We start from the raw sequence: 20,343 nt of genomic DNA, 5'->3' as shown, positions 1-20,343 counted from the left end.
GACCTATGAGTACCGCATTTTCCCTGGCGCCGTTGTTCCGCTCTTCCGTGGGTTTCGACCGTTTCAACGACCTGTTCGAGACCGCATTGCGCAATGAGCCGGGCAGCAGCTACCCACCTTATAACGTCGAGAAACATGGCGAAGACCAATACCGCATTGTGATCGCGGCCGCCGGTTTCCAGGAAGACGATCTGGAGTTGCAGGTGGAGAAGGGCGTGTTGACCGTCAGCGGCGGCAAGCGCGACACCAAGGCTGAGAGCGTCACCTATCTGCATCAAGGCATTGCCCAGCGGGCCTTCAAGCTGTCATTCCGCTTGGCGGACCATATCGAGATCAAGGCTGCTGACCTGAGTAACGGTTTGCTGAGCATCGATCTGTTGCGGGTCGTGCCGGAAGAAGCGAAGGCCAAGCGTATCCCGATCAATGGGGCGCAGAAGCCGGCGCTGCAACACTAAGCGCATATTTTTAAATCTTTCATCATCTGCAAAAAGGGCGCCTCTGGCGCCCTTTTTTTGTTTAGGGGCTTGAAGGAGGTTGCAGGTGTTTTAATCGATAGCGAGGGGAGTTTTGTTTAGTTGAGGGTGTGTTGTTTTATTTGTTTGCTAGCAGGTGTGTGTAACTTTCTTGGTTGGGTGCGTGTTTGCATAGTTAGAGTGTTTCTTTGTTTGGAGGCATGGCAGCAGTCTTAGTCGCGCGGGAAATATCATGGGCGCTGTCATGCACACTCGGCGAATCATAACGGTTTTTTTCCTCGCAGCAGTTTATTAACGGGTATGACGTGTTTTTATCAGGCACAAGCCGTAGAAAAGCAGGTTTTCGGCAGAAGTCCATGGGTAAAAGTCCTAAGTTACCTTTTAGTGTCCTTATGTTTTCCGCGATATCTGGAACCAGAACGCTTATTTCCCCACGAATCCAGTGACTTCGATACGGTCGCTGCCGTTTCAAGTCATAAAAAAACAGTGTTTGTCATGGGCGTCTGAACGTCCTGGTGCTTTTCTGAAAGAGGGATGAATAATGTCTTATCTGTCTGTTAATAATCCTCCGAGCGTCAATGTTGCTAATCATCAGCTTGATCTGGTCGCGCCGCCTGGAAGTGGTGATGTGAGTAAGTTGTTAAATACTAAGTCGAGCGTAGTGCCGGAACACACTCGGCATGTTGAAGTTGGGCGGGAAAATACAACTGTCAGTACGGATGCTCTTGCAAAGCTGCTGGATATGTTCGAACTGCTCTTCAAGGCAATGCGAGATGTGTTGTCGGGTAAAAAGCATCCTTCCGAGGCCTTGCCCACGGCGGATAAACCGTCTGAAACCAGACCCGCTCTTGGGGACAGAGCCGCCATTTCCACTAAGGATGCAAAGGCACAGGTGGGTGGAGACAAACCTACTACGCACACACCGCAGACCACCGGCAAACTGTTGATTTCAGGCCAGGCTTTAAAAAAGCAGCTCGATGCGGACAAGCTAGCCGAGAAGAAGCCCGACACTGAGAGCAAGCCTGCGATTGCGAGCAACGACACCAAACTACTGCTTGATACAGACAAGAAGCCCCAGCTAAAACCGGACGCCGAAAGCAAGCCCGTACCTGCGGGCAAGGACGCCAAGGTCCTGGTTGATAGCGACAAGAAACCGGAGCTAAAACCGGACGCCGAAAGCAAGCCCGTGCCCGCGGGCAAGGACGCCAAGGTCCTGGTTGATAGCGATAAGAAGCCCGAGCAAAAACTGGACACGGACACCAAGCCCGCGACTCCCGGCAAAGAAGTCAAGGTAATGTTGGATGGCGGCAAACAACCTGTGGTGCGGCCGCAGGTCAAGGTTATGCCAGGGACTCCAGAAGCGCAGGCCAAGGTGTCGTCGGACAACCATGTGCAGGTGAACGTGAATGTGAACAACTGCCACTGCCCATCGACTCACCAGCCACCCAGCCCGCGCGGCGGCGTCACAGTGACGCCTCGTTTCGAACCCGAGCCAGGTGTGGTGATACGCCACGACGCTCAGGTGAGGCCTGGCCCGCAGTCCAAGCCGACGGTAGTGCCCGGTAACGATGCGAAGGTGACGCCTGATACCCAGGTGCCTGGGAGTGATGGTCGGGCGAGGCCGGGCTTGGTGCCCAACCGTGTTGCAGCGGTGACACCCGACGCGGTGCCTGAACCGACCGTCCCGAATGACAGCCGCGTAAAGCCTGAGGTATCCCCGCTGCCAAACCCTGAAGTGCTACCGGATAAGCCTGGGCCAGAGCCGGATGTGACCGCTGCGGGGCCGGAATGCCGCCCTGATGAAATGGGGTGGTCGGCGCGTCCCTATCGCCGGTTTTAACGCGCCTCTTGGGCCAATAGACCTCTAACTTCAATCAGTTGCTTCTCCGGTCAGCGATCGGCCGGAGGGGCACTTTGTGCGAGAAAAAACATGTCTGTTTCAAGCGTTAACCGTGCTTCCAGCGTCATGTGTAATGGTTCCGGGTACTTGGCAGGAGCCTTTAGTATTGAGACCGCTAGCCCCTCGCTACAGGGCTCGGCTGTCAGCAGGTTTTCCCATCAGCACTCGCCCAGGCATGTCGCTGAACTGGACGGCTGTGGGGCAAACCAGGCGGCGGACTTGCAAACCATCATTTCAATGTTCAGTACGTTCATGAGCCAAATTACAGCGCTGCTGTCGGGTGGCAAGGAGCTTGATAAAGCCAAGGTTGTTCCCGCGCCTGTCACGCCTGAAATCAAGCCCTTACCGTTAGTGCCAAAGCCCCAGACACCTCTTCCGGATTTGTCGACCAAGCGCAATGGGGCCAAATGCGATGATATCTGGGGTGGTTTTCGCCAAGGGCCGGATGGCAATTGCGTAACGGTTTCAGCGATCAAGGCCGCCATGCACAAGTTTGGACAAAGCCCCACTGATATCTACAAAAATGTCAGTAAAACCGAGCGCGGCTATGACGTGACGATGCGTGACGGTTTTCATTTGACGTTGACCAGCCAGGAGTTGAAACAGGCGGCAGCGGGCGCACGTTTTTTTGGGCGCGACAGGGGCATGCTCAAGGACGCTGAGTTTTTGTTTGCTGCCAGTGCCAAGCGTGCGCAGATAGAAAACAACGATGGTCGAGCGGCGAGAAGTTTCAGCGCGGCCATCCGCAGTCTCAATGATGGTGAAGATGAGCGTGGCGCAGGGGAAGGGTTCGAGCGCTTGGGCTTAAAGAAGCATATAAAAAATGTCCCGGTAAATACCTTGGCCCGCGGCCAGGTCGGGATGGTCAACCGCGCCCGGCATTCGGTCGCAGTGATCGACGGCAAGGAAGAGTTATGGGGTCGAAAAGGCAGGGCGCCGCGGTATGGGGATGCAGTGGCGTTAATCGGGTGATCAGTAGTGTTGTGTAGTTGTCGTTTTAAATTATAAGAGTGGCTGTTGTTTTCCTGCGCAGGTTTTTAACGTTAATTTTACTTTGGGTTTTCCTGATGCTTGGCATGCGCGGGTTTGCGCGATGTCTTGCTTGTCATACTTTTAATAAGTCTGTGGTTAGGAGGTTGTCATGAATGTGAATATGCTCAATCGGTCATTTACTGACAGTTATAGGCTGGGTGATAAACCTGTCAATGCTGTTTCTGCTGACGTTTTTTCAACTAGTGGCGGGGAGAAGCCCCAAGATATCGTGAATGCCTTTACCGCCACCCCCCGTGGATTCGGTGAGCATTTTGACAATAGTACCTATGCGGCTGTTATCAAAATGATGATGATGACCTTTGGTCAAAGCCCCCGCGATATGTTTGATGAGATTAAATCGACCGGTGATGGTTATGACATTACGATGAAAGATGAGTTTAAGGTTCATGTGTCCCATGATGAACTAAAACTTACGGCGCAGGCCTCGCGATTTTCCGGCAACGACCGAGCAGCCATCAACGACGCCAACGTTGTACTCGCCGCTTTTGCCAAGCGCAAACAACAAGCAGGTGGCTATGACAGTTTCGACAAGGTCCTGCACAAGAGCCTTGAGGGTGAAACGATGCAGAACTGCCTGCGGGGCATGGGGATGATTGGTTTTGCCCAGTTTGTGCCTGCCACTTACATGGCCGCCAGCGGCGCCGTGGGTGTGGTGGAAACCCATAATTTTGGCTCCGCGTTTGTCATGGACAATACCCAACATAATTATGGGCAAAAACAGCGGGTTGATAGAAGTTACGGTTATATGTTGTTCAATGACCAGACTGTGCCTGGCGTATCGCCCGCAACCGTCGATTTACCTGACCTGAAATTATCCAGTGTGCCCATAGGCACCCAACCCGCAGATATCTGGAACGGTTTTTACCAGGGGGCAGAAGGCAACTGTGTCACCGTGTCGGCGATCAAGGCGGCCATGATGCGGTTTGGACAAAATCCCCAAGGCATCTTTAAAAAGATCACCGCCACGGCTGAGGGTTATGAAGTGCTCATGAGGGATTCCTTCAAGCTGACCCTGACCCACGATGAACTGAAACAGGCCAAGGCTGCCTCCAACTTGAAGGGTAGCAATCCGGCGCTGCTGGACGATGCCAACTTCTTGTACGCCGTGAGTGCCAAGCGGGCCCAGGTGGAAAACAACGATTCGCGTGGCAACCAAAGTTACGAGGTTGCCATGGCAACACTCAACGACGGTGAATACCCCGGCGCCGCATTGCGTCGGCTTGGGTTGTTTGCCTATATCCGTGAAAGCACGGTTGAAGAGCTGGCTCGTGGCACCACGGGCACCTTGGCCAACACCTACCACTCGGTGGCGGTGATCGACGGCAAGCTGGACCTGTATGGGCAAAAACTCAGCCTGGAAAACTCGCACTGGCAGGGGCACTTCCACCGGGCATTGAAATTAGTGTGATACCCGGCGCAGGGACCCAGAGCGCTCTTCAGGTCCCGGCGCCTGGCCGTAACAGCTCTATAAATGCATCCAGGGGTAACGGCCGGCTGTGCAAATAACCCTGATACAGATGGCAACCCAGCCCCTGCAGGAACGCCAGTTGCTCGGGCGTTTCTACGCCTTCGGCAATCACCTCCAGGTTCAGGCTGCGCGCCATGGCCACGATCGCGCGGATGATCTCGGCGTCGTTCGGGTCGTGGGTGGCGTCCCTCACAAACGATTGATCGATCTTCAAGGCATCGACCGGCAGGCGCTTGAGGTAGGTCAATGACGAATAACCGGTGCCGAAATCGTCCATGGCGAAGCTGACCCCGAGTTTTTTCAGGCGGCGCATTTTGCCGATGGTGTCGTCCAGGTTCTGGATCACGATGCCTTCGGTGATTTCCAGTTTCAGCAAGGTGAACGGCAGTTGATGCTGCTTGAGGCTGCGCTCTACCCGTTCGACAAAATCGTTCTGGCGAAACTGCCGGGGGCTGATATTCACGCACAGGCTGAAGCCGTCCGGCTCCACCAGGCCTTCGGCGATCAGCCGGGCAAAGGCACCACAGGCTTCGTCGAGGATCCAGGTGCCCACCTCGAGAATCAGCCCGCTGTCTTCCAGAACCTTGATGAACTCCGTCGGCGATTGCGCACCCAACTGCGGATGCTGCCAGCGCACCAGGGCCTCGGCGCCGACAATGCGATTGCCCCGGGCATCGACCTGGGGTTGGTAATGCACACTGAACTCGCCCCGCGACAACGCCAGGCGCAGGTCTGTCTCCATGCGCAGGCGCTCGCTGGCGGTGCGTTGCATGCTGTTATGGAACATCTGCGTGGTATTGCGCCCCGAATCCTTGGCCCGGTAGAGGGCAATATCCGCGCGCTTGAGCAGGTCGGCCGGGGTCGAGCCGTGGTCGGGAATCAGCGCCACGCCGATGCTGGGGGTGACCTGCAAGCGCTGGCCATCGAGAAACATCGGCTCGGACAACAGTTCGCGCAGGGTGTCGGACAGCAACTGCACCTGCTTGCTGACCTCTAACCGAGTACCTTCCAGCCCGCTGAGCAGCACCACGAATTCGTCCCCTCCCAGGCGCGCCACGGTGTCCTCCATGCGCACGCTGGCCTCCAGGCGCGCAGTGACGATTTTCAGCACGGTGTCGCCCACCGGGTGGCCGAGGGAATCGTTGATGTGCTTGAAGTGATCCAGGTCCAGAAACAGCAGCGCACCCCGCAGGTTGTGGCGTTTAAGCAGGGCGATCTGCTGGCTCAGGCGATCCATCAGCAAGGCGCGATTGGGCAGGTTGGTCAGCGGGTCGTGATAGGCCAGGTGGCGGATCTGCGCCTGCGCGCTCTTGAGCAGGCTGACATCCCGTGCGGTCAGCAGCAGGCACGGGGTTTCATTGAGGGTAATCGGCTCGACCGACACTTCTACCGCCAGCAACTCGCCACGTTTGTTGTGCCAGAGCATGTCCAGGTGGTGGATGCGGCCCTTGATCTGCAATTCGGCCAACAGCGCGGCGCGCTGGTTTTCATCGGCCCAGATGCCGATCTGATACAGGGTCAGGCCAATGGCTTCTTCGGCGCGGTAGCCGGTCAGGCGGCAGAAGCCGTCATTGACCTCCACATAGCGCCCGGTGTCGCGCTCGGTAATGGACACCGCATCGGGGCTGGAATGGAAGGCCTTGGCGAATTTCTCCTCACTGGCCTTGAGCGCCGCCTCCGAGCGCTGTTGCTGGGTGATATCGCGCAGGGTGGTGACCACACAGGGCTGGTTGCCGACCTTGATCAGCCGGCTGGAAATCATGCAGGTCAGGCGCTGGCCGTTCTTGTGGTGGACGATGATCGCCACGTTGTTCAGCGCCTGCTCGCGGATCACCTGCTCGATGCGCTGCAGGCGCTGGGTTGGCTGATCCCACAGGCCGATCTGCTCGGCGGTGTGGTTGATGACTTCGGCGGCGGCCCAGCCAAAGGTCTGGCTGAAACTGGGGTTGATTTCGATGAACTCGCCGCTGGCCAGGCGTGTGACGCAGATCGGGTCGGGGCTGGCGAGGAACAGGCTGGCGAACTTCTCTTCAGAGGCACTCAGGCGCTGTTCGCGTTCCACCTGGTCGGTGATATCCAGCAAGGTGCCGGCCATGCGCACCGGCGTGCCCTGCGCGTCACGGTAGAGGCGGGCGCGGCTTTCCAGGTAGCGCGAGCTGCCGTCTTCCAGTTGCACGCGGTAGGTCAGTTGGTAGTTGCCCGCCGGCCCCTCACGCAAGGTGCGATAGGCATCGCGCATGCTGGCGCGCTCTTCATCGGGCATGCCTTCAAAAAACGCGTCGAACGACTCATGGAACGGGTGCGGATCCAGGCCGTGCAACTGCGCGGCCCGCGCCGAGCCGTAGAGCATGCCGCTGGGGATATGCCAGTCCCAGGTGCCCAACTGGGCCGAGTCCAGGGCCAGGTCCAGGCGTTCCTGGCTGTCCTTGAGGGCCTGCTCGGCGTTCTTGCGTTCGGTGGTGTCGAGGAAGGTGCTGATCAGGTAGGCCTGGCCCTCGAGCTCGACCTTTTGTGCGCTGAGGGTGCCGTCATGGATTTGCCCGTTGCTGGCGCGAAATTGCACCTCCATGGTGATGGGCTCGCCCTTGCGCTGGGTCGCCCTGACCAACAGGGCCCGTTGCTCCGGGTGGACCCACAGCCCCAGGTCGAGGGTGGTGCGGCCAATGGCATCGGCCACCGGCCAGCCGAACAGGCTTTCAAAATACTGGTTGGCTTCGCTGATCAGGCCATCTTCCTGGCGGGTCAGCAGGACCATGTTCGGGCACAGGTGGAACAGCGTGGCGAAGCGTTTTTCGGAGTGGCCCAGGGCATGTTCGCGTTCGCGCTGCTGAGTGGTTTCGCGGATCACCCCGATCATGCGCCGGCGCCCGGACGCATCCGGCAGCAGGCTGCCATTGATTTCCAGCCAGTGCAGGCTGCCGTCCGGCCACTGGATGCGGTGATGCATGGCTTGTTCGAAGGGTGCGCCGGCCAGGACCGCGTGAAACGCCCGGATCACGCGGCCGCGGTCCTCGGCGGCCAGCAGGTCGAGGTAGTCCAGGTCCTTGGGCAATGGCTGCCGGGGGTCGAAACCGAACAGCGCCTGGGTGCCGCGCGACCAACTGATCCGCCCGCTGTCGATATCCCAGCTCCAGGCGCCAAGCCGTGCGGCATTGAGCGCCGCCAGCAGTTGCGGGGCGTTTTCCCAGCTTTGTTCCGCCTGCTGGGGGTCCAGGGCGTGAATGCGCGGCAGCGGCGGCACGGGATCGACAGGGTTGGGCATTATCAAGGGGCCTTGGCTCGATGGGCGTTCGGCGCGGGAGCAGGGTCTACAGGCCGCACGGCCTCATGCCGGCATCCCAGCCGGATCGACCTGTGCATCCAATAGGCTCATGAAAGCCCGCGCAGCGTTCGACAGCGTCCTTTCGGTGTGCACGATATAGCCTAGCTGGCGACTGAGCTGTATGCCCGGTAAAGCGATACTGGCCACTTGATCATCGAGCATGGTGCGCGGCAACACGCTCCAGGCCAGGCCGATGGAGACCATCATCTTGATGGTTTCCAGGTAGTTGGTGCTCATGGCGATGTTCGGCGTCAGGCCCTGGGCCTCGAACAGCCGGTGCACGATATGGTGGGTAAAGGTGTTGCCACCGGGGAATACCGCCGGGTGCCGGGCAATGTCGGCCAGGCTGATGCTGGCGTTGCTGGCCAGGCTATGTTCGGGCGCCACCACGAAATCCAGGGGGTCGTCCCACACCGGGGTGGCCCGCACCAGGCTGTGGGGCTCCGGGGCCAGGGTGATGACGGCCACTTCGGCACGGCCATGGAGGATTTCCTCGTAGGCGACTTCCGAATCCAGGAACTGAATATCCAGTGCCACGTTCGGGTATTCCCGGGTGAACGTGCGCAACACCGGGGGCAGGCGGTGCAGGCCGATGTGATGGCTGGTCGCCAGGGTCAGGCGTCCGCTGACTTCGCCAGTCAGGTTGGTCAAGGCGCGGCGGGTGTCATCCAGCACATTGAGGATCTGATAGGCGCGGGGCAGCAGGGCACGCCCGGCCTCTGTCAGGCCCACTTCCCGGCCCAGTCGATCAAACAGGCGCACCTTCAGTTGTTGCTCAAGGCCGGCGATGCGCTTGCTGATTGCCGGTTGCGTCAAGTGCAGGCGTTCCCCGGCCCCGGAGAAGCTGCCGGTTTCGGCGATGGCAATAAAAGCATTGAGGTTGGCCAGGTCCATGGTCGTATTCCAGTTGGTTATCCAAAGCATGAAAAATATGAATTTGAGTTATTTAATGTAACGCCATAGCATCAGCCTCACAAGCCAAAGGGTTATTGAATCGTTCAACGCCCAGGGCATAGAAAGACGCTGATGAGGACCGACTGATGGCCGGCAAAACGCTTTACGACAAACTCTGGGATTCCCATGAAGTGAAACGGCGCGATGATGGCTCGTCGCTGATCTACATCGACCGTCACATCATCCACGAAGTGACCTCGCCCCAAGCGTTCGAAGGCCTGCGACTGGCCGGGCGCAAGCCATGGCGCGTCGACTCGATCATCGCCACCCCGGACCACAACGTGCCGACCACCCCGGAGCGCAAGGGCGGTATCGAAGCCATTGCCGACCAGGTCTCGCGTTTGCAGGTCCAGACCCTCGACGACTATTGCGACGAGTACGGCATCACCGAATTCAAGATGAATGACGTGCGCCAGGGCATCGTCCACGTAATCGGCCCGGAGCAGGGCGCGACCTTGCCGGGCATGACCGTGGTTTGCGGCGACTCCCATACCTCGACCCACGGCGCGTTCGGCGCCCTGGCCCACGGTATTGGCACTTCCGAGGTGGAACATGTGTTCGCCACCCAGTGCCTGGTTGCTAAAAAAATGAAGAACATGCTGGTGCTGGTCGAAGGCACCTTGCCCTTTGGTGTCACCGCCAAGGACATCGTGCTCGCTGTGATCGGCAAGATCGGCACCGCTGGCGGCAACGGCCATGCCATCGAATTCGCCGGCAGCGCCATTCGCGACCTGTCCATCGAAGGCCGCATGACCATCTGCAACATGTCCATCGAGGCCGGTGCCCGCGTGGGCATGGTCGCGGCGGATGAAAAAACCGTCGAATACGTCAAGGGTCGTCCGTTTGCACCGGCGGGCGCCGATTGGGATGCCGCCGTAGAAGCCTGGAAAGACCTGGTGTCCGACAAGGATGCGGTGTTCGATACGGTGGTTGAACTCGACGCGGCCCAGATCAAGCCGCAAGTCAGCTGGGGCACCTCGCCGGAAATGGTCCTGGCCGTTGACCAGAACGTGCCGGACCCGGCCAAGGAAGCCGACCTGGTCAAGCGCGGCTCCATCGAGCGCGCCTTGAAGTACATGGGGTTGAAAGCCAACCAGGCGATCACCGACATCCAGTTGGACCGTGTGTTTATCGGTTCCTGCACCAACTCGCGGATCGAAGACCTGCGCGCCGCGGCGGTGATCGCCAAGGGCCGCAAGGTGGCCTCGACCATCAAGCAGGCCATTGTGGTGCCAGGTTCGGGCCTGGTGAAGGCCCAGGCGGAAGCCGAAGGCCTGGACAAAATCTTCCTCGAAGCCGGCTTTGAATGGCGCGAGCCGGGCTGCTCGATGTGCCTGGCGATGAACCCGGACCGTTTGGAGTCCGGCGAGCATTGCGCGTCCACCTCCAACCGTAACTTCGAAGGGCGTCAGGGCGCCGGTGGTCGTACTCACCTGGTCAGCCCGGCCATGGCCGCTGCGGCTGCCGTCAACGGTCGTTTTATCGACGTTCGCGAATTGATCTGAGGAATACCCGATGAGAGCTTTTACCCAACACACAGGTCTGGTCGCGCCGTTAGACCGTGCCAACGTGGACACTGACCAGATCATCCCCAAGCAGTTCTTGAAGTCGATCAAGCGCACCGGCTTTGGCCCCAACCTGTTCGATGAGTGGCGCTACCTGGACGTGGGCTACGCCTACCAGGACAACTCCAAGCGCCCGTTGAACAAGGATTTCGTACTCAACGCCGAGCGCTACCAGGGCGCCAGCGTGTTGCTGGCCCGGGAAAACTTCGGTTGCGGCTCCAGCCGCGAACACGCGCCGTGGGCCCTGGAAGAATATGGTTTTCGCAGCATCATCGCGCCGAGCTACGCCGATATCTTCTTCAATAACAGCTTCAAGAATGGCTTGTTGCCGATCATCCTGAGCGATGCCGAAGTGGACGAGTTGTTCGGGCAAGTGGAAGCCAACGTGGGCTACCAGTTGACCGTCGACCTGGCTGCACAGACCGTGACCCGTCCGGATGGCAAGGTGTACCACTTTGAAGTGGATGCCTTCCGTAAACACTGCCTGATCAACGGCCTGGACGACATCGGCCTGACCTTGCAGGACGGCGAGGCAATTGCCGCGTTTGAAGCCAAGCACCGGGCCAGCCAGCCTTGGTTGTTTCGTGATGCCTGATTTGCGGTAACCGTGCGGGCCCCATCGCGGGCAAGCCCGACTCCCACACTGGAATGCATTCCAACTGTGGGAGCTGGCTTGCCTGCGATAGCGCCCGTACAGCCACCCCAAAACCTGAGGAAAGCCACCATGACCAACACCGCCCACACCCAAGTCGTGCAAAAACAATTCGGCGAACAGGCCTCGGCCTACCTGAGCAGTGCCGTGCACGCCCAGGGCAGCGAATTCGCACTGCTGCAGGCCGAACTGGCCGGGCAGGGCGCTGCACGACTGCTGGACCTGGGCTGTGGCGCCGGTCACGTGAGTTTCCACGTAGCACCGCTGGTCAAGGAAGTGGTGGCCTACGACCTGTCGCAGCAGATGCTCGACGTGGTTGCTGGCGCTGCTGCAGAGCGTGGCCTGGACAATATTCGTACCCGGCACGGCGCCGCCGAGCGCCTGCCATTCGCCGATGGCGAGTTCGACTTCGTGTTCAGCCGCTACTCGGCCCATCACTGGAGCGACCTGGGCCAGGCCCTGCGCGAAGTGCGCCGGGTGCTCAAGCCGGGCGGCGTAGCGGCGTTTGTCGATGTCTTGTCACCGGGCAGCCCGCTGTTGGACACTTACCTGCAAACCGTCGAAGTGCTGCGCGACACCAGCCATGTGCGCGATTACTCCGCCGGCGAGTGGATGCGCCAGCTCAGCGAAGCCGGCCTGCATGTACGCAACAGCAATCGCCAGCGCCTGCGCCTGGAATACACCTCGTGGGTCGAGCGCATGCGCACGCCAGAGGTATTGCGCGCCGCGATCCTGGAGCTGCAAAAGGCGATGGGCCAGGAAGTGCGCGATTATTTTGAGATTCAAGCCGATGGCACCTTCAGCACCGACGTGCTGGTGGTCTGGGCCGAACGCTAATAATTTTCCCGACCTGCCCGAGGGCGGGTCGCTTGATGAAATGAGGAACCCATGAGCAAGCAGATTCTGATTCTCCCTGGCGACGGCATTGGTCCGGAAATCATGGCCGAAGCGGTCAAGGTCCTGGAATTGGCCAACAGCAAGTACAGCCTGGGCTTTGAACTGAGTCACGACGTGATCGGCGGCGCTGCCATCGACAAGCATGGCGTGCCCCTGGCCGACGAAACCCTGGACCGTGCCCGTGCTGCCGACGCGGTGCTGCTCGGCGCCGTGGGTGGGCCGAAATGGGACAAGATCGAACGTGACATCCGTCCGGAGCGCGGCCTGCTGAAAATCCGTGCGCAACTGGGCCTGTTCGGCAACCTGCGCCCGGCAATCCTCTACCCGCAACTGGCCGACGCGTCGAGCCTCAAGCCGGAAGTGGTGGCGGGCCTGGATATCCTGATCGTGCGTGAGCTGACCGGCGGTATCTACTTTGGCTCGCCACGGGGCGTGCGTGAGTTGGAAAATGGCGAGCGCCAGGCCTACGACACCCTGCCGTACAGCGAGAGTGAAATCCGCCGTATCGCCCGTGTCGGTTTCGACATGGCCCGCGTGCGCGGCAAGAAGGTCTGCTCGGTAGACAAGGCCAACGTCCTGGCCTCCAGCCAGCTGTGGCGCGAGATCGTCGAAGAAGTGGCCAAGGACTATCCGGACGTCGAACTCAGCCACATGTACGTCGACAACGCCGCCATGCAGTTGGTGCGTGCGCCCAAGCAGTTCGACGTGATCGTCACCGACAACCTGTTCGGCGACATCCTGTCCGACCAGGCCTCGATGCTCACCGGTTCCATCGGCATGCTGCCGTCGGCGTCCCTGGACACCAACAATAAGGGCATGTACGAGCCATGCCACGGTTCGGCGCCAGACATCGCGGGCCAGGGCATTGCCAACCCGCTGGCGACGATTTTGTCGGTGTCGATGATGCTGCGCTACAGCTTCAACCTCAGCGAAGCGGCGGATGCCATCGAGCAAGCGGTGAGCCTGGTGCTGGACCAGGGCCTGCGTACCGGCGACATCTGGTCGCAGGGTTGCACCAAGGTCGGGACGCAGGAAATGGGCGACGCAGTAGTCGCCGCGCTGCGGAATCTGTAATCTCTCGGGCCCGCTTGCAGTTGTTGCTGCAAGGCGGCCCACTTTTTAACAAGGTGTAGTTGCGATGAAACGTGTAGGTCTGATCGGTTGGCGCGGTATGGTCGGTTCCGTGCTCATGCAGCGGATGCTGGAAGAGCAGGATTTCGATCTTATTGAGCCGGTGTTTTTCACCACTTCGAATGTCGGTGGCCAAGGGCCGTCCGTGGGCAAGGATATCGCCCCGCTCAAGGACGCCTACAACATTGAAGAGCTCAAGACCCTCGACGTCATTCTGACCTGCCAGGGCGGCGACTACACAAGTGAAGTCTTCCCCAAGCTGCGCGAAGCCGGCTGGCAGGGCTACTGGATCGATGCAGCGTCCAGCCTGCGTATGCAGGACGACGCGGTGATCATCCTCGACCCGGTCAACCGCAAGGTCATCGACCAGCAACTTGACGCCGGCACCAAGAACTATGTCGGCGGCAACTGCACCGTCAGCCTGATGCTGATGGGCCTGGGTGGCCTGTTCGAAGCCGGGCTGGTGGAGTGGATGAGCGCCATGACCTACCAGGCGGCCTCCGGTGCCGGCGCGCAGAACATGCGCGAGCTGATCAAGCAGATGGGCGCGACCCACGCGGCCGTCGCCGATCAACTGGCCGACCCGGCCAGTGCGATCCTCGATATCGACCGCCGTGTGGCCGAGGCCATGCGCAGCGAAGCCTACCCGACCGAGAACTTCGGCGTGCCCTTGGCCGGCAGCCTGATCCCATGGATCGACAAGGAACTGCCGAACGGCCAGAGCCGCGAAGAGTGGAAAGCCCAGGCCGAGACCAACAAGATCCTTGGGCGCTTCAAGAACCCGATCCCGGTGGACGGTATTTGCGTGCGGATCGGCGCCATGCGTTGCCACAGCCAGGCGCTGACCATCAAGCTCAATAAAGACGTGCCGATCGCCGATATCGAAGGGCTGATCAGCCAGCACAACCCATGGGTCAAGCTGGTGCCCAACAGCCGTGATATCAGCATGCAGGAGCTGAGCCCGACCAAGGTCACCGGCACCCTGAATGTACCGGTGGGCCGTCTGCGCAAGCTGAACATGGGCACCCAGTACCTGGGCGCCTTCACTGTAGGTGACCAATTGCTGTGGGGCGCGGCCGAGCCGCTGCGTCGGATGTTGCGGATTCTGCTGGAGCGTTGATCGCTTAGTGGTGTTGAAGAAACCCGCGTTCTGGTGACAGGCGCGGGTTTTTTATTGCGCCTTAGGCCCTCATCGCGGGCAAGCCCGCTCCCACACTTGAATATGTTCACAAATCCAAATGTAGGAGCGGACTTGCCCGCGATGACGGCCCGCGCCACACCACAAACCCCAGGCCAATTGCCTCACCCCCCACCACCCGGTAAAGTGCCGCTCCCCCCGCAATGCCCGAGGCAGCCTCCATGACCCAGACCTTTGATATCGCCGTGATCGGCGCCACCGGCACGGTGGGCGAAACCCTGGTGCAGATCCTCGAAGAACTTGAGTTCCCGGTAGGCGCCCTGCACCTGCTGGCCAGCAGCGAGTCGGCCGGCGCGTCGGTGCCGTTTCGCGGCAAAAACGTGCGGGTACGGGAAGTCGATGAGTTCGATTTCAGCAAGGTGCAACTGGCCTTCTTCGCCGCAGGCCCGGCGGTCACCCTGAGTTTCGCGCCGCGCGCCACGGCAGCCGGTTGCTCATTGATCGACCTGTCCGGCGCCCTGCCGGCCGAACAGGCGCCCCAAGTGGTGCCGGAAGCCAATGCCCAGGTACTGGACGGCTTGAAAAAGCCGTTCCAGGTGGGCAGCCCAAGCCCTTGCGCCACCCACCTGGCGGTGGTGCTCGCACCGTTGCGCGGCCTGTTGGACATCCAGCGCGTGAGCGTCACCGCCAACCTGGCCGTGTCTGCCCAGGGCCGTGAAGCCGTCAGCGAACTGGCCCGGCAAACCGCCGAGCTGCTGAATGTGCGGCCCCTGGAGCCCAAGTTCTTTGATCGGCAGATGGCCTTCAACCTGCTGGCCCAGGTCGGCACGCCGGATGCGCAGGGCCACACCGCCCTGGAAAAACGCCTGGTCCACGAACTGCGTAGCCTGCTTGAATTACCTTTACTGAAGATTTCCGCAACCTGCGTTCAAGCTCCGGTGTTTTTTGGCGATAGCCTGAGCGTGTCCCTGCAACTGGCGGGGGCCGTGGACCTTGGCGCCGTCAATCGCGTGTTGGAGGCGGCGCCGGGCATCGAACTGGTGGAAGAGGGCGATTACCCCACCGCTGTTGGGGATGCGGTCGGTCAGGACGTGGTCTACGTGGGTCGGGTGCGGGCCGGTATTGATGACCCGGCGGAACTAAACTTGTGGCTGACGTCAGATAACGTACGCAAAGGCGCGGCGCTTAACGCGGTGCAACTGGCACAGTTGTTGATAAAACACCTTGTGTAAAAGATACTTGGCGGCAATTTGTAGATTGATTCTAGCCAAGCGCTATGCTTGGCCCCATGCAGGAAAAGTTGCGCGTCGGTGACCTATCGGCTCGCCATGCCGAATGGCAGCGGTACCCAACCTTCTCGCGGGCCGAGGAGTGTTCAAACAAAGGATGAGGCTATGGTTCAAGTTCGCAAACTGGTGTTAGCAATAGCGGCCGTCTCGGCGCTGTCCTCCGGTATGGCGCAAGCGCTGCAACTTGGGGAGATGACCCTCAAGTCGAAGTTGAACCAGCCGTTGTCGGTGGAGATCGAGCTGCTCGATGTGGGCGGGCTCAGCGCCTCCGATATCGTGCCCAGCCTCGCGTCTTCCCAGGCCTTTGTGGATGCGGGTGTCGATCGCCAGGCGTTCCTCGATGAGCTGACCTTTACCCCGGTGCTCAACCCCAGTGGCCGCAGTGTGGTGCGCGTCACCTCCAGCAAGCCGTTGCCCGACTCCTACGTACGCTTCTTGTTGCAGGTGCAATGGCCCAATGGCCGGTTGATGCGGGACTACAGCGTCTTGCTGGACCCGGCCAAGTTCGAGCAAAAGGCTCCAGAGGTCATTGCCCCAGCGCCGCGCCTTGCCACGCCGGCTGCTGCCAGCGTGACCAAGGCGGCTGAACACACCACGACTTCTCGCGACACCCTGTGGGAAATCGCCGCGAAAAACCGCAATGGCGGCTCGATCCAGCAGACCATGCTGGCGATCCAGGCGCTGAACCCGGACGCCTTTGTCGACGGCAATATCAACCGTATGAAGACCGGCCAGGTATTGCGCCTGCCGGATCCGGTACAAAGCACCAGCCTGCCGCAACCCCAGGCGATTGCCGAAGTGACCGCGCAGAATGCGGCTTGGCGCCAGGGGCGTCGCGGTGCCGCTAATCAAGCAGCGGGGCGTCAGCAACTGGACGCCACCAAGCGCGCCCAGGCTGGCGCAGCGCCGTCGCAAACGGCCGCCAAGGACAACCTGAGCCTTGTCTCGGCTGAGGCTGCCAAGGCCGGCGTCAAAGGCGCCGCAGGTGACAGCAAGGCCCTGAACAACAAGTTGGCCGTGACCCAGGAAAGCCTGGATTCGACCCGCCGCGAAAACGAAGAACTCAAAAGCCGCATGTCTGACCTGCAAAGTCAGTTGGACAAGCTGCAGCGGCTGATCGAACTGAAGAACAACCAATTGGCCAAATTGCAGGCCGAAGGCGGCGCCCCGGCGCAACCGGCGGTAATACCTGCCGAACTGGCTGCGGCGCCGACTGCGCCTGCTCCGGCGGCCGAAACGCCGGTGGTTGCGCCCGTGCAAATCCCCGCTGAGCCTGCGCCCGAGGCCAGCGCCGAAGGCAAATTCAATGACCTGCTGACCAACCCCATTGTTCTCGGGGTGATCGGCGGCGCTGCCGGCCTCTTGGTGCTGTTGCTCCTGCTGCTGTGGGCACGTCATCGCAATGCGCGCCTGGAAGAGGAAAAACACCTGCGCATGGCGCGGGCGCTGGCGGAAGAGCCAGAGTTTTCCGCAAAACTTGAACAAGACTTGTCGCTCGATAGCTTCGAAGGCCTTGAAGTCCCGGCGGCAAACGTCATGCTGGCTCCAGCTCCAGCTCCAGCTCCAGCTCCAGCTCCGGTTGCCGTGGCGCCTGTAGCTGCAGTTGCGACCAGCATGGCGCCGCCGAGCAAGCCCATCATCGAGCCCGGTTCCTCTGATGCCCTGGCCCAGGCCCAGTCCCATCTGGACCGTGGTCACTTGAACCAGGCCGCTGCGGTGCTGGAAGAAGCGATCAAGCTGGAGCCCAAGCGCAGCGATCTGCGCCTCAAACTCCTGGAGGTCTACGGCCAGCAGGGCGACAAGGATGGTTTCGTGACCCAGGAGCGCCAACTGGTCGCCAATGGCGAGAACCACGCCCAGGTCGAACTGTTGAAAAATCGCTACCCGGCCATGGCCGTGCTGGCTGCGGGCGTGAGTGCTGCAGTCGCCGCTGCCGCGCTGGATGCGCAGTACGTCAAGGATCTGCTCCAGGAAGAACCGGCGCCTGCCGCCACGCCTCAAACCGATGCGTTCGACACCGACTTCGACCTGAGCCTGGACGACCTCGAGGCGGCGTCGCCGGCGGTGGTCGCCCCCGAGGTCGATGACCTGAGCTTCGACTCGGTCTTGCAGCAGCAGACCGAAGCCAAGGCCAGCGAGGACGACTTGTCTGACTTTGATCTCGACTTGCAACTGGATGCACCGGCTTCCCAGTCCGACGACGACTTCCTCTCGGGCCTGGAAGAAGAGATGAAGGACCTGCCACCGGTAGAGCCGCCGACCCTGACACCCGCCGCGCTGGAAGATTTTGACCTGCCGGAAGACTTCGACCTGTCCCTGGCCGACGAACCTGCGCCATCGGACAAGCCTGATGCGTTCACCTCCGAGCTTGACGATGTCAACGCCGAGCTGGAGCGCCTGTCCCAGAGCCTGGAAAGCCCGTCGATCGAGCCGAGCTTCACCGCTGAAGATGCCGCCAAGGGCGACGATGAGCCGGAGTTCGACTTCCTGTCGGGCACCGACGAAGTCGCCACCAAGCTCGACCTGGCCCAGGCCTATATCGACATGGGCGATGAGGGTGGTGCACGTGACATCCTGGCCGAAGTCCTCACCGAAGGCGACGACGGCCAACGCAGCGAAGCCAAGGAAATGCTTAGCCGCCTGGCGTGATTACTGGCAATTAACGCAGCGGCGGCCTTCGGGTCGCCGTTTTGCATTCAAAGGTGGGAGCCGGGCTTGGCCGCGATAGAGGCGACTCGGTCCTTCGGTAGAATCGAGGCGAGGCTATCGCAGGCCAGCCAGCTCCCACAAAATGCCCCAGGACCAGGCCCGGCACTTTATAATGGCCGCCTTTGCGCAACTATCAGGCTCTCAGCTCTTGGCAAATATAGATAACGCGGCCGCCGAAATGGCGGCCGCCGGCTTTTTCAGAATCGCCCTGGGCGTGGAATACAAAGGTTCGCGCTATCGCGGCTGGCAGCGCCAGGCCTCTGGCGTGCCGACTGTGCAGGAAACCCTGGAGAAGGCCCTGTCGAAGGTCGCCGACTCGCCGGTTTCATTGATGTGCGCAGGGCGCACCGACGCGGGCGTGCATGCCTGCGGGCAAGTGGTGCATTTTGACACCCAGGCCGAGCGTTCGATGAAGGCGTGGGTCATGGGCGCCAATATCAATCTGCCCCACGATGTCAGCGTCAGTTGGGCCAAAGTCATGCCGGCGCACTTCCATGCGCGGTTCAAGGCCATTGCCCGGCGTTACCGCTATGTGATCTACAACGATCAGATCCGTCCGGCGCACTTGAACGAAGAAATCACCTGGAACCACCGCCCGCTGGACGCCGAGCGCATGGCCGAGGCGGCCCAGCATCTGGTGGGGATCCACGACTTCAGTGCCTTTCGCGCCGGGCAGTGCCAGGCGAAGTCGCCGATCAAGGAAGTCCATCACCTGCGGGTGACACGTCACGGCAAGATGATTGTCCTGGATATCCGCGCCGGGGCGTTCCTGCACCATATGGTGCGCAATATCGCCGGGGTGCTGATGACCATTGGTACTGGCGAGCGCCCGGTGGAGTGGGCCAGGGAAGTGCTGGAGAGTCGGGTGCGGCGGACCGGCGGGGTGACGGCGCACCCGTTCGGCCTGTATCTGGTGGATGTGGAGTACCGAGATGAGTTCGAGCTGCCGCAGCGTTTCATCGGGCCACACTTCCTCACAGGTTTCACTGAACTTGGCGGCTGACGCCCGGAAAAGCATTTGTTACCATCCGGGACTTTCCTGGACAGCCCCCTGAGGTTTTGACGATATGTCAGGCGTTCGCAGCAAGATTTGCGGGATTACCCGCATGGAAGACGCGCTGTCGGCAGTCGAGGCGGGGGCTGACGCTATTGGTTTTGTGTTTTATGCCAAGAGCCCGCGCGCGGTGACGGTGCAGCAGGCCCGGGCGATCATTGCCGGCTTGCCGCCGTTCGTGACCACGGTGGGGCTGTTCGTCAACGCCAGCGCCTGCGAGCTCAATGAAACCCTGGATGCCGTGCCCCTGGACCTGTTGCAGTTCCATGGCGACGAAACCCCGGAGGAGTGCGCCGGCTACCATCGCCCGTATATCAAGGCGTTGCGGGTCAAGGCCGGTGACGATATCGCCGCCAGTTGCGCCGCCTACGCCGGGGCCAGTGGGATATTGCTCGATGCCTATGTCGAGGGCATTCCCGGTGGTACAGGCGAGGCTTTCGATTGGGCGCTGATTCCCCAGGGCTTGAGCAAGCCGATCATCCTGGCGGGCGGTTTGAACGCTGGCAATGTGGCGCAGGCCATTGCCCAGGTTCGCCCGTATGCCGTCGACGTCAGCGGCGGGGTGGAGCAGGCCAAGGGCATCAAGGATCCTGGCAAGATTCACGCATTCATGCAGGCAGTGCGCAGCAGCAGTGGCGCGATGTGACGGCTGGCAGTCTGCCGCCGTCAGTAACTACCACTGTGTAAAACAGGCCGGCGTTGCCCTCGGGTGGCGCCAATGAAGTGGCAGCCACGCAC

At 60.6% G+C, this 20,343-nt stretch carries 15 protein-coding genes; 13 read left to right on the top strand and 2 right to left on the bottom strand.

From position 1 onward, the window contains the following. Positions 1-5: 5 nt before the first annotated feature. The 4 genes from AC19YY_RS14470 (at position 6) to AC19YY_RS14455 (ending at position 4,834) form a co-directional block, all read left to right on the top strand. Entirely contained in the window at positions 6-455 is a 450-nt protein-coding gene (locus AC19YY_RS14470; protein ID WP_170043442.1) for an Hsp20 family protein, read from the top strand. A gap of 559 nt (positions 456-1,014) precedes the next feature. After that, positions 1,015-2,313, top strand: coding sequence for a hypothetical protein (locus tag AC19YY_RS14465; RefSeq protein WP_500604406.1), 1,299 nt, complete (start codon positions 1,015-1,017; stop codon positions 2,311-2,313). Positions 2,314-2,592: 279 nt separating this feature from the next. Then, entirely contained in the window at positions 2,593-3,345 is a 753-nt protein-coding gene (locus tag AC19YY_RS14460; RefSeq protein WP_346266497.1) for a beta/alpha barrel domain-containing protein, read from the top strand. Positions 3,346-3,514: 169 nt separating this feature from the next. Next, positions 3,515-4,834: a hypothetical protein gene (locus AC19YY_RS14455; RefSeq protein WP_500604405.1), complete on the top strand. Its 1,320-nt coding sequence runs from the start codon at positions 3,515-3,517 to the stop codon at positions 4,832-4,834. Positions 4,835-4,862: 28 nt separating this feature from the next. On the opposite strand, the gene AC19YY_RS14450 is transcribed toward AC19YY_RS14455, so the two are convergent. After that, complete coding sequence (locus AC19YY_RS14450) at positions 4,863-8,156, bottom strand: EAL domain-containing protein (RefSeq protein WP_169953448.1); 3,294 nt, start codon at positions 8,154-8,156, stop codon at positions 4,863-4,865. Between the two features lie 63 nt (positions 8,157-8,219). After that, positions 8,220-9,110, bottom strand: a complete 891-nt coding sequence (locus AC19YY_RS14445) for a LysR family transcriptional regulator (RefSeq protein ID WP_169953450.1) — start codon at positions 9,108-9,110, stop codon at positions 8,220-8,222. A 146-nt stretch (positions 9,111-9,256) separates the two neighbouring features. Here AC19YY_RS14445 and leuC point away from each other — a divergent pair, with 146 nt between their 5' ends. The 9 genes from leuC (at position 9,257) to AC19YY_RS14400 (ending at position 20,251) form a co-directional block, all read left to right on the top strand. Next, positions 9,257-10,675 (top strand): 3-isopropylmalate dehydratase large subunit, encoded by a 1,419-nt coding sequence (leuC, locus tag AC19YY_RS14440; protein ID WP_169953452.1) that lies wholly within the window; start codon positions 9,257-9,259, stop codon positions 10,673-10,675. A 10-nt stretch (positions 10,676-10,685) separates the two neighbouring features. Continuing rightward, the gene (gene leuD, locus AC19YY_RS14435) at positions 10,686-11,330 is read left to right on the top strand and encodes a 3-isopropylmalate dehydratase small subunit (RefSeq protein ID WP_169953454.1); all 645 of its coding nucleotides are present in this window, start codon (positions 10,686-10,688) and stop codon (positions 11,328-11,330) included. A 129-nt stretch (positions 11,331-11,459) separates the two neighbouring features. Beyond that, on the top strand, positions 11,460-12,224 hold the full coding sequence (locus AC19YY_RS14430) for a class I SAM-dependent methyltransferase (protein WP_500604404.1): 765 nt from the start codon (positions 11,460-11,462) through the stop codon (positions 12,222-12,224). Between the two features lie 51 nt (positions 12,225-12,275). After that, entirely contained in the window at positions 12,276-13,358 is a 1,083-nt protein-coding gene (leuB, locus tag AC19YY_RS14425; RefSeq protein ID WP_169953458.1) for a 3-isopropylmalate dehydrogenase, read from the top strand. Between the two features lie 64 nt (positions 13,359-13,422). Next, positions 13,423-14,535, top strand: coding sequence for an aspartate-semialdehyde dehydrogenase (gene asd, locus AC19YY_RS14420; RefSeq protein ID WP_169953460.1), 1,113 nt, complete (start codon positions 13,423-13,425; stop codon positions 14,533-14,535). 239 nt (positions 14,536-14,774) lie between these two features. Then, positions 14,775-15,785 carry an aspartate-semialdehyde dehydrogenase gene (locus tag AC19YY_RS14415; protein ID WP_169953461.1) on the top strand — a complete coding sequence of 337 codons (1,011 nt, stop codon included), beginning with the start codon at positions 14,775-14,777 and terminating at the stop codon, positions 15,783-15,785. 162 nt (positions 15,786-15,947) lie between these two features. Further along, the gene (locus AC19YY_RS14410; protein WP_500604403.1) at positions 15,948-18,491 is read left to right on the top strand and encodes a FimV/HubP family polar landmark protein; all 2,544 of its coding nucleotides are present in this window, start codon (positions 15,948-15,950) and stop codon (positions 18,489-18,491) included. Between the two features lie 238 nt (positions 18,492-18,729). After that, positions 18,730-19,554: a tRNA pseudouridine(38-40) synthase TruA gene (gene truA, locus AC19YY_RS14405; RefSeq protein WP_169953538.1), complete on the top strand. Its 825-nt coding sequence runs from the start codon at positions 18,730-18,732 to the stop codon at positions 19,552-19,554. A gap of 64 nt (positions 19,555-19,618) precedes the next feature. After that, positions 19,619-20,251: a phosphoribosylanthranilate isomerase gene (locus tag AC19YY_RS14400; protein WP_500604402.1), complete on the top strand. Its 633-nt coding sequence runs from the start codon at positions 19,619-19,621 to the stop codon at positions 20,249-20,251. The last annotated feature ends 92 nt before the right edge of the window (positions 20,252-20,343 follow it).

This window comes from Pseudomonas sp. MF09156, from assembly GCF_059862305.1.
The sequence above is the reverse complement of the archived record's forward strand: the minus strand, read 5'-3'. Positions and strand labels throughout refer to the sequence as shown.